At 47.3% G+C, this 10,408-nt stretch carries 12 protein-coding genes; 5 read left to right on the plus strand and 7 right to left on the minus strand.

What is annotated here, in order from left to right:
• The 5 genes from VIM87_RS14335 to VIM87_RS14355 form a co-directional block, all read right to left on the minus strand.
• Positions 1-959, minus strand: a 959-nt coding sequence (locus tag VIM87_RS14335) for a hypothetical protein (protein ID WP_331997658.1), incomplete at its 3' end; no start/stop codon positions are given.
• A 43-nt stretch (positions 960-1,002) separates the two neighbouring features.
• A complete protein-coding gene (locus VIM87_RS14340; RefSeq protein ID WP_331997659.1) occupies positions 1,003-1,839 on the minus strand; it encodes a hypothetical protein in 837 nt (278 codons plus the stop codon).
• Between the two features lie 33 nt (positions 1,840-1,872).
• Positions 1,873-2,349 carry a hypothetical protein gene (locus VIM87_RS14345; protein ID WP_331997660.1) on the minus strand — a complete coding sequence of 159 codons (477 nt, stop codon included), beginning with the start codon at positions 2,347-2,349 and terminating at the stop codon, positions 1,873-1,875.
• Between the two features lie 222 nt (positions 2,350-2,571).
• Entirely contained in the window at positions 2,572-2,817 is a 246-nt protein-coding gene (locus VIM87_RS14350) for an Atu4866 domain-containing protein (protein WP_089920749.1), read from the minus strand.
• 24 nt (positions 2,818-2,841) lie between these two features.
• The gene (locus VIM87_RS14355) at positions 2,842-3,696 is read right to left on the minus strand and encodes an oxidoreductase (RefSeq protein ID WP_331997661.1); all 855 of its coding nucleotides are present in this window, start codon (positions 3,694-3,696) and stop codon (positions 2,842-2,844) included.
• 292 nt (positions 3,697-3,988) lie between these two features.
• Here VIM87_RS14355 and VIM87_RS14360 point away from each other — a divergent pair, with 292 nt between their 5' ends.
• On the plus strand, positions 3,989-4,273 hold the full coding sequence (locus tag VIM87_RS14360; RefSeq protein WP_331997662.1) for a DUF2945 domain-containing protein: 285 nt from the start codon (positions 3,989-3,991) through the stop codon (positions 4,271-4,273).
• 26 nt (positions 4,274-4,299) lie between these two features.
• Positions 4,300-4,605, plus strand: a complete 306-nt coding sequence (locus VIM87_RS14365; protein ID WP_331997663.1) for a DUF3175 domain-containing protein — start codon at positions 4,300-4,302, stop codon at positions 4,603-4,605.
• 100 nt (positions 4,606-4,705) lie between these two features.
• Here the strand turns inward: VIM87_RS14365 and VIM87_RS14370 are convergent, their stop codons facing one another.
• Entirely contained in the window at positions 4,706-6,919 is a 2,214-nt protein-coding gene (locus tag VIM87_RS14370) for a PQQ-binding-like beta-propeller repeat protein (RefSeq protein ID WP_331997664.1), read from the minus strand.
• 117 nt (positions 6,920-7,036) lie between these two features.
• Here VIM87_RS14370 and VIM87_RS14375 point away from each other — a divergent pair, with 117 nt between their 5' ends.
• The 3 genes from VIM87_RS14375 to VIM87_RS14385 all read left to right on the plus strand — a co-directional run bounded on the left by VIM87_RS14375 (position 7,037) and on the right by VIM87_RS14385 (position 9,688).
• Entirely contained in the window at positions 7,037-7,888 is an 852-nt protein-coding gene (locus VIM87_RS14375) for a helix-turn-helix domain-containing protein (protein ID WP_331997665.1), read from the plus strand.
• A gap of 104 nt (positions 7,889-7,992) precedes the next feature.
• The gene (locus VIM87_RS14380; RefSeq protein WP_331997666.1) at positions 7,993-8,541 is read left to right on the plus strand and encodes a carboxymuconolactone decarboxylase family protein; all 549 of its coding nucleotides are present in this window, start codon (positions 7,993-7,995) and stop codon (positions 8,539-8,541) included.
• Between the two features lie 145 nt (positions 8,542-8,686).
• Positions 8,687-9,688: an alpha/beta hydrolase gene (locus tag VIM87_RS14385; protein ID WP_331997667.1), complete on the plus strand. Its 1,002-nt coding sequence runs from the start codon at positions 8,687-8,689 to the stop codon at positions 9,686-9,688.
• Positions 9,689-9,878: 190 nt separating this feature from the next.
• Here VIM87_RS14385 and VIM87_RS14390 read toward each other — a convergent pair whose 3' ends face one another.
• Positions 9,879-10,079: a hypothetical protein gene (locus VIM87_RS14390; protein ID WP_331997668.1), complete on the minus strand. Its 201-nt coding sequence runs from the start codon at positions 10,077-10,079 to the stop codon at positions 9,879-9,881.
• Positions 10,080-10,408: the final 329 nt, after the last annotated feature.

Genomic DNA, 10,408 nt, shown 5'->3' on the forward strand with positions numbered 1-10,408 from the left:
ATTCTGAACGGTTCAATTGTTAACACCGTTTTATCTTTATGATCTTTTAATGAACCGCTGACTTCTATAAAATCGCCTTTTGCAGTAGCCACTTTCTGCGGCGCAATGTTATAATCTGCATTCATTAAACGGGTGGCGTTCTGGGATAATAAACCGGCATTTCTTTGTAATACGGAGGCGTTGGCGCCGGAGTATACGTTACCCAGCGTGGTTACCTTTTTGTTAATAGAGTCAACCAGTGCGGCAGTTCTCTTTTTTTCCACTGCTGCTGCATCTTTCGGTAAGGCATCGCTTAATAATTCCAGTGAGGCAGCTTTGCGGGAAATATCCTGCAAATGGTTGTTTATAGATTGTACGCCCGATCTTGTAATGCTGGGAATATCTTCCGGTGTATTGATCCTGTAAACACTTACGGGTCCAAAAACAGCAGTCTTCATTTTCGCAGCAGAGTTATTGGCAGGGTCGTTCATGGCTACCTTCAGCAGGGTATCCATATTCATAACCGCATTAATGCTGATGATCTGTTGTTCTATATCTTTAAAAGCGCTGTTAATGTCATCCAGCAGCCCCTTCTTTTTATCGAAGTAGGTTTTACTTTTATCTACATCCTGTTTCTTAATACCATCCAGGCTTACCAGCTTTTGCGCTTTGGCTTTCATAACCGTTAGGGCAGCCTGGTTATCGGCTGTTTTATTGGTAATGCCGCCAATGGTATTAAGGCCGGATTGCACGGTGCTCATACCATCTTCATAATTATGATTTATTTCGGCAAAACCGGCCGTTACTGTAAATGCAAAAGGGTTTATGTTTTTAAATCCAAGACTAAGGGCCGTACCTTCTTTTATATACTGTTTTACTGCGGGATCAAATTTGCCGGTAGCCATATCGTAGTTAAGCGTTTCCTGCGCAGAACAATAAAAAACCGATAAGGTGCAAATAATACAGAAAATGTGTTTCATAGTAAATTGTTTTGGGATTGTGTAAGAATGTGTGTACCAATATTTACTTGCCGATGGCCTGGTTAATATCCTCACGGAGCTGTGCCGCCCACCCGGCAGATACAGCCCTGAATGCAGGCGCCATCATGGTTACAGCCAGTGGCTGATCTGCGATCTTGTTTTTCGCTATGAGTTCTTTCAGCGGCTCTTTGGTGGTTTTGTCTATTATTTGCCGCCACGACATGTTATTTGCTTTACTGAGTACACCAATGGATCGAAAGGCCAGTTCATCCGAAGTAAAAATACCCTGCCACCATTCGCCGGTTTCAGGTATACGCCAGGATATATAACCATCCTTCAATACCTGACGGGGTTGCGTAATGGCGCCTGTAAAGCTGTAGCGGACAGCAGGGCTGAAAACAGGGTCGAAATAGTTGGGGGTGTAAAAATCTGATACCAGAATGCCATTGATACGGTAGCCAAACTGTTCGCCTTCGCAGGGGTCGCAGGCTTCTACCAGGTAGTTCACCCGTCCCTGACCGGGTTTAATGGACTGCGATGCAATGAAGCGGTCGCCGAAAGGATCTACCAGCATTTCCAGCACCTCATGGCTTACGGTAAGCGCCGTTGCATTGCTGGCTAATACCAGCGCATAAGGCTGGCCGTTCCTGTCGAGGTGAATGCCGGCTGCATCCACCCCAATATCATCGCGGATAATAATGGCCCAGTAGTCAGGCGGAATGTCTTCGAGCCGGGAAAAGGCATCCATGGTAGCCGGTATATTCCATACCGGGCTAAAGTCGCGTGTGATCTGCTTTTGAATAGCAGCCGCTATTTGTGTGACTTCTGAAAACCCAACTTTCTGGGATTCACTAACGAGTGCAAGAAAGATCGTTAACATGATAAGGGGTTTTATGTATTGTCCTCAAATTGATTACTTGCTCAGAATACCGGTTACGTAAGCCAGTATTACACCTACGAACATGTTGCCTGATTCTGTAACTGTTGTAACTACTTCTTTGGGATTGGTGGAAAATCCTTCATGGATCCAGGCGACCATGCAGGCAATAAGGCTCAGGAAATAACAAATGAGCGCAAACAGCTGGATCTGCTCTTTTATATCCAGCGGAGCAGGTATCTCCAATGCTGCTGTTGGTTTTCCCAGCATTACAAAGCGGGATAATGCGGAGTTGGGCTTTGCCACAGAGATACCAAGTATGGCGCCCAGGTTGGTGAGTAACAGGGCTTGTATTGCGCCTATCATGGTGGCTAGTACTTTGGGATAACTGGTGTCTGTAACTTCCTGGCTGCCCCAGGATAAAGAGATGGCCTGCTGAATGCCATAGGCATAAAAAGCCAGTGCAGCGGCCAGTAACAGCCAGCCCGTTGCGGCGATGATCAACTTTTTCATTGTTTTGAATTTAAAAACAGATTTGCTTTGAGGTTATTTGTTGCTGTAAAAGTAGCTGTGGAGAACAAGCGTAACAACGGGATAATCACCATTGATAGAGGGGGTATTTTTCCCGGGGGGATGGTTATAAACGGATGGGGTAAATAACATTAATGCCACACCTGGCCGGTGTGGCATTAATATTAAACAGTGTTTCCAGCGAATGAAAAACGTTTACAGTACTTACATCTCAGCTTTATAGAACACATAACCGCCGTGGTATAATACCCCATCCCGGAAATCGCCATCGGCGCTAAAGCCGGAATCATCCTGGTACTCTATATGATCACCATTAATGGTATAGCTGCCGGTGTAGGCGCTTTGGCGGGTGCCTCTTGCTTCATCATACCGGCCATTGGGTAACAGCTCCTGGCGGATGTGGCCATCTTTCGTCATCCACATGCCGGTGTAAGGGGAAGGTGTTTGCATACAGTATAGTTTTAAATGTTTGTGCTATGCATTAACTGCTTCATGCGCAGTAGCAGTAGCGAGGGTTTTCCAGTCTTCCATGTCCTTTTCAATAGCGGCTATTTTTTTATGCGCTAATTCATAAGCGTCTTCTCCCAGGAACAGGTGTAAAGGCGGATTTTTTTCATTGGCAATGCGGATCACTGCTGCTACAGCTTTTTCCGGGTCGCCTGGCTGGTTACCGTTTATGTCCTGCTGGTGCAGTTCCTGCGCGGCTCTTACTGCTTTGTAGGCGGCAATTTCGTTAGCAGGTACCCGCAGGGAATCGGCAGTCAGGAACTGCGTTCTGAAATAACCCGGTGATACAATAGTGACGTTTATACCAAACTCTTTTATTTCTGTTGACAAAGATTCTGAAAGCCCGTCTACCGCAAATTTGGTAGCGCAATAAATACCGAAGCCGGGGAACGTACCGATAAAACCGCCAATAGAAGAAATGTTGATGATATGGCCTGCCTGCTGTTCACGCATATACGGCAGTACACCGCGTATTACGTTCAGGGTGCCAAATACATTTACATCAAAGTTGTCGCGGCTTTCGGCGTCGGAGAGTTCTTCCAGGCTGCCTGCCAGGCCGTAACCGGCATTGTTCACCGCTACATCAATACGTCCGAAATGTTGAATAGTAGCGGCAACGGCATTTTGTACGCTGCTTTCTGATTTAATATCAACAGCCAGCGGAAGAAATCCTTCCACATTTTCACCTACCGCGGAGATCAGGTCATTTATATTCCGGGAGGTAGCTGCTACCTGCTGGCCTTGTTGCAATAGCTGCTTCACAAAGGAAAGACCTAAACCTTTGGAGGCGCCGGTAATAAACCATGTTTTTGTGCTGTTCATATGTTTGTGTTTTTGATGGAACAAAATTAGCGCAGGGAACCATGCGGGAGCTTACGCGGTTCAAACGTATAATTGCAAAATTCAAACAACTGAAAACGGAGGCGCCCGGGGTAGGGAGCTGGATAGCAGGAGGCGCCCCTTAAAGGAGGGAGTCTGGCTATTATTAATCAAAGAATTTGAATAGGGTAGCCATCAACAACAGGGGGCCCAAAACGATGCCTACAGCGGTTCCTTACCGGTGCTCCCCATCAGGCTGTTTGTATCTATTAGATTGTCTATAAACGGCAACACATTGTTTATAAAAGGCCGCAATACACTTGCTGGCTGCGGTGTAAGCGCAAACTGGCGCGATTTTTCTCCTTTTGGGGATATGGAAAAGCATTTCAAAAAGGGCGATACCGTTCACTGGAAATCATCCGGCGGCCCATCTACCGGTAAGATCATTAAGGTGCACACCAAAGATTTTACGTTTAAAGGCGTAACACACCGTGCATCTGCCAGCGAGCCACAATATGAAGTGGAAAGTGAGAAAAGCGGGGAAACCGCCGCGCATAAAGCATCTGCCCTGCATAAATAGGATCTGATCATCAAAAAATTTGTGATATGCCTGCACATAAAAAAGCCGCACCGCATAAAAGTACCCGGAAATGGTCTGCTGAGGTAACAGAGAACAGTGATGCGCTTGACCTGAAGAAAAACATTTTTGAATCACATGATCCGAAGGAGATTGCGCAGTCCCTGAAATCATCCGCCAATAAAAGCCACCGGCGTAAATCCAGCCCGTACAGGTCGGCTATGTCTATGTTAACTTTTTATATTAACCGGGCAGGAAAGAATTTGCCGAAGCGGCAAAAGAATGTATTGGAAAAAGCAAAAGACGAGCTGAGAGTGGCTTTTGGACGAGAGTGAGATAATGTAAAATGTAAAATTTTAAATCTTAAATGTAAAAGTGGAACGTAGTCCCTTTCCGTTACATTCCACTTTACATTCTTTAAGTTTAGTACCCTCGTTACTCCGGCAGCGCAAACGCTACATACGTATCTCCCGACTTACTCCCTATTTTACCACCGCCGCATGCAATTACCACGTACTGTTTACCATTTGCCATATAAGTAGCCGGCGTTGCATAGCCTGCAGCGGGCAAAGGCGCTTCCCACAAAACTTTACCGGTAGCTTTATCAAACGCACGGATCTTTTCATCTTTAGTAGCTGCAATAAATATCACTCCGCCTTTAGTAACCAAAGGCCCGCCATAATTTTCAGTACCGGTTACAGGAAAGCCTTTTTTTGTAAGCTCTGCATATTCACCCAGGGGTACTTTCCATAACAGCTTACCGCTGTTCAGATCTACAGCATTCAGGGTGCCCCAGGGCGGCTTAATACCGGGATAGCCGTCTTTATCCAGGAAACGGTTATAGCCCGTCATGGTATAAGGCACTTCATCCAGGATACTTTTTTTCATGCGCATGCTGTCTGTGCTGCCGGGCTCTTTCGGCATCTCTTTTTTAGTGGCCGGTATGGCAGGCTGTTTTTCCTGCAGGTGCAGTAAAAAGGCCAGCAGCGCCTGTTTTTCATCATTCTCCATTTTAAAAGCAGGCATCATGTTCTTGCCGTGGGTAATAATTTCCTGCACCTGTGCAGCGGAATATTTTTTATCTATGTCTACCAGGGAAGGGTAGGAGCTGCCATTGCCTTTCAGCTCCGGCCCATGGCAGGCCACGCAATATTTTCCATACACCGCTTTGCCCAGGTTTTTGGGAGAGGCGTCTGCCGTTTTTGCCGGCATATCTATCATGGTTAATGACCAGGGCAGCTCGCTGCTGTTCACATACAAAATACCGGTTTCCGGATCCACGGCTGCACCGCCCCATTCGCCGCCGCCATCAAAACCCGGGAAGATCCATACGCCGGCTTTGCTGGGTGGTGTGAACATGGCATTGTATTTCACCTGGCGGAATTTTTCCATGAGCAATTCATATGATTCATGTGTAATGCCAAATACATCGGCAGAATCAAAATGCTGGCGGGCAAAAGGTTCCGGCAGGCTGGGGATGGGCTGCGTGGGCCACACAACTTCTCCCGGCAGGTCAGAGGCTGGTACCGGTGTTTCATTTACCGGAAATACGGGCTGGCCGTTGCTGCGGTCAAATAAAAAGATGTACCCGTGCTTGGTTACCTGCGCTACGGCTTCGATCTTTTTACCATTATGGGTAATGGTCACCAGGTTGGGATTGGCCGCCAGGTCACGGTCCCAGAGGTCGTGGTGCACAAACTGGTAATGCCAGCTGTATTTGCCCGTAGCGGCATCCAGCGCTATCAGCGAATTGCCATACAGGTTAGCTCCTTTGCGAATGCCGCCATAAAAATCGCCCCCGATAGACCCGGTAGGCACATACAGGATGCCGGTACTTTCATCTAACGACATACCGGCCCAGCTATTGGCGCCGCCGAACTTTTTCCAGGCATCCTTATCGTCCCAGGTATCATAACCTTTTTCACCGGGTTGGGGAACAGTATGGAAGATCCATACCCGTTTGCCGGTAAGCACGTCGTAGGCGCGGATATGGCCGGGTGCTGCATCCGCAGATTCTGCTACCCGCATGCCAATGATCATTAGGTTCTTATAGATGATACCCGGCGTGGTAGCTGCAATAAAGGGATTATAGCTGGCGGTATCACGGTCCAGGTCTTTGGAAAGATCCACATAACCCTTTTCGCCAAAACTGCTGATATGCTTACCGGTAACGGCGTTAATGGCATATACCTTTTCGCCTACGCTGTAAAGGATGCGTTTATCTTTCCCGTCTTCACTTTGCCAGTACATAACACCCCGGCTTACTTTAAAGAAAGCCATGGGATCGGCATTGGTAGTGTCTTCCAGGCTGGCGGGGTCAAATACCCATTTGGGTGCGCCGGTGGCTGCATCCAGCGCCAGTAGCTTCAGGCGTGGAGAGGTGCCATACAGCACTCCATCTATCACAACAGGATTACACTGGTTCTGGGAATGATTGTCCGGGTCTTTATCGTGGGAGCTGTAGGTCCAGGCTACCTGCAGCTTAGCTGCATTCCCGGTATTGATCTGGTCATTGGATGAATAACGGTTGCCGTCTTTGGAGCCGGCATAAGTGCGCCAGCCGCTGTAATCATGGTGGGTAGAGGGCTGCCGGCAGGCGGCCAGCATCAGCGCTAACAGGGTTGCCTGCGTGAACGTGCGTAAGATCATACGTGGATTAGCTTATCTGTCAAATATAAGCGTCCGGCCCTGTATTTTATAATTTGCCGGGGGGATGAAATACCGCCGGTAAATCCGATTTTTGCAGCAATAATACAGGACAGACAGATGAAGATGATATTCAAAGACCCCGCTGTTGGCGGAGAGCTGCTATTAGTGATCAATGAACCGCAATTTGACCGGTACTTTTTTACCCGCGACAGCAAAACAAAATACCTTACCATTGCCTGGAACCGGGGCCCGGCGCAGCAGGTGGTGATAGATGAGATCAGCTATACCTTTCCGGCCAATGCCATTCTGCCGTTGGTCATTAACCAGTCGTTCCGGTTTGAAAAGCCGGAGGATATTACCGGCTGGCAGTTTAACCGCGACTTTTACTGTATTATTGACCACGACAAGGAAGTGAGCTGCATAGGCTTCATCTTTGGGGCATCAGAGCCCATGTTCATTCATATAGATGACGCGGAGGAGCATAAGATCCAGGCCCTGCTGGAGGTATTTAAAGACGAGCTGGCGGATGAAGATGAGATCCAGGCCACTATGCTGCGTACCTTGCTGGTAAGGCTGATCATTAAAATAACCCGCCTGGCCAAAAAACAATATATAGACCCGGAGAAGATCAACAAGAACAAGCTGGATATTATCCGCCACTTTACGCTGATGGTGGAGGACCATTATAAGCAGCAGCACCAGGTGCAGTTCTATGCCAATGCGCTCAACAAATCGCCCAAAACACTTTCCAACCTGTTTGCCCTGTATAACCAGCGGTCGCCCCTGCAGATCATCCAGGAAAGGATTATCCAGGAAGCCAAACGCCTGTTCTACTATACCGAAAGATCGGCCAAGGAAATAGCGCTGGAGCTGGGTTTTGAGGATGCCGGGCACTTTAGCCGTTTCTTTAAGAACCAAACAGACCTGAGCCCCTCTGACTTCAAAAGATCACTACAAAACAGGGCGTAGGGAAAAATCGGCAAATCTTCGGGAAGAGTGTCCATTTTAAAAGAACTGAAATCGTAGCAATTTTACATCGTCAACAACAACGATAAAAATTAAAACGATAAAAAATGAAAACGTTCAAAGTTCCCGCCAAAGAAAATGTATCTCCCGCTAACCAGCAGCTGTTTGATAAATTAGCAAAAGGTATAGGTAAAGTGCCTAACTTATACGCCACCATGGCCTATTCTGAAAATGGCCTGGGCGCCTACCTGGCCCTGAATGGCGCCAAAAGCTCTTTAAAAGGTAAAGAAAAAGAAGCCGTTAACCTGGTAGTAAGTGAAGTGAACAGCTGTGACTATTGTTTAAGCGCACATACTGTGATCGGTAAGCTGAATGGTTTTACCGATGAGCAGATCCTGGAGATCCGCGGTGGTGAAGCGCCTTTTGACCCTAAGCTGGATGCCCTGGTGAAACTGGCTAAGAACCTGACTGAAAAACGTGGCAAGGCCGATGCTGAAATAGTTGACAACTTTTTTGCCGCCGGTTATACAGAAGAGAACCTGGTAGATACCATCCTGCTGGTAGGCGATAAAACCATCACTAACCTGCTGTACGGTGTAACGGGCATCCCCATTGACTTCCCCCTGGCCCCTGCTTTACATGCCGCTAAAGCCTAAAATAATTTTATAATAATAGCTCTCCATATATAATTGACCGGGATATTCTGGTATCTTTATAAAGGCCCGTGAACCTGCGATCGTGTGGTATCAGATATCCCCTTCAATAAATCCCAAATCCATCATCTTTAAAAAATCCAGCATCATGAGTAACACAATCATCGTAGAAAAGAACAGCGCCGTAGCCAACTATGCAACAGATCCTCATCTTGACAGCGGTACCAAAGCCGTACTAAAAGTATTAAACTCCGGTGGCGCCCCGGTAGAAAGCCTTTCCAAGGAAGATGCCCGTAATGTACTGGTAACGGTGCAGAACTCTGTAAAAGTAGACCTGTCAGGCATTGAAGAGTCAGAAAAAACTATTAACGCAGATGGTTACACGGTGAAGCTGAATATTGTGCGCCCTGAAGGTGCAACCGAAACCCTGCCGGTATTTATTTTTATCCATGGCGGCGGCTGGATCCTGGGCGATTATCCCACCCACAAACGGATGGTGCGCGACCTGGTAGTGCTTTCCGGTGCAGCTGCGGTGTTTGTGAACTATACCCCTTCTCCCGAAGCCCAATACCCACAGGCTATTAACGAAATTTATGCGGCTACCAAATGGGTGGCAGAACATGGCAGCGAAATTAATGTAGATGGTAAAAGACTCGCAGTAGTAGGCAACAGCGTTGGCGGTAACATGACCGGTGTAACGGCTTTGATGGCGAAAGAAAAAGGTGGTCCGGATATTAAATTACAGATCCTGATGTGGCCTGTAACAGATACCAATTTTGAAACGGAATCTTACCAGAAGTATGGCGAAGACCGCTTCCTGAGCACTTCTTTAATGAAATGGATGTTTGACCAGTACACTACGGATGCTGATGAGCGTAAAGAGCCGCACCTGGCTATTCTGCGCAACTCCGTGGAAAACCTGAAAGGGTTACCTCCGGCATTGATACAGGTAGCGGAAAACGATATTCTGCGTGATGAAGGTGAAGCATATGGCCGCAAGCTGGACGAAGCCGGTGTGAAGGTGACTACAGTACGTTATAACGGTATGATCCATGACTTTGGCCTGCTGAACCCTCTGGCAGAGCTACCTACCGTGCGCTCCCTGTTTGAGCATGCCGCTGCGGAGCTGAAGAAATATTTGAAGGCGTAAAGCATAAAGCGGAAAGCATAAAGCTAGTGCAGCGTATATATAAAGGCCATTAACATTCCTGTGCGGTGTGGGGTTTTTGAGACGTGGATGATCCGGGGTTAATGGTTACAAAAGAAGCAGGTGTTTAAACTTATGGTTTAAACGCCTGTTTTTATTTTGGCCTGAAGCCATGTTGAGGTAATTGCATCCATTAAAAGAGGTATTGCGCGATGATCTCTACCAGCTCATCCTGGGAGAACCGGTCTGCGGGATCTTTTTCCTCATCCACTTCAGCAGTGTAAGTATCTACCGCCCATTCCCGCGGCAGCGCAGCAGTGCCACATAGTGAGCGTGGTGCTGCCGGCGTTTCGGGCCATTGCTGATAAATATTCATATGCATATTGCTGGTCATATCCGTTATCATTTGCTTGATGATACAAAGTAACCACCAGGTTGTGACAGCATTATGTCAGTAGGAAAAAGGGAAAAATAATTAAATGCCGTATCTTGATTAGATCGTTGATAATTAATTACTTATATGTGTTGGTGCGCGGTTATTTTATGGTAATAGATATACTGCAGGGGCTGCATGTGCGGCGCCTGCAAAGCAAGGAAGGTGTCTAGTAAATAGCACTATAAACTCCAGGATGCGCCATCATCCGGTACGCTGATCTGCGCCTGCAGGTTGTTGGCTTCAATAGCGGCTTTAAAATCGGGCCTTCTCTGGTAGCAATGGTTCAC

Origin of the sequence: Chitinophaga sp. (assembly GCF_036569125.1) — a bacterium.
GTDB lineage: Bacteria > Bacteroidota > Bacteroidia > Chitinophagales > Chitinophagaceae > Chitinophaga.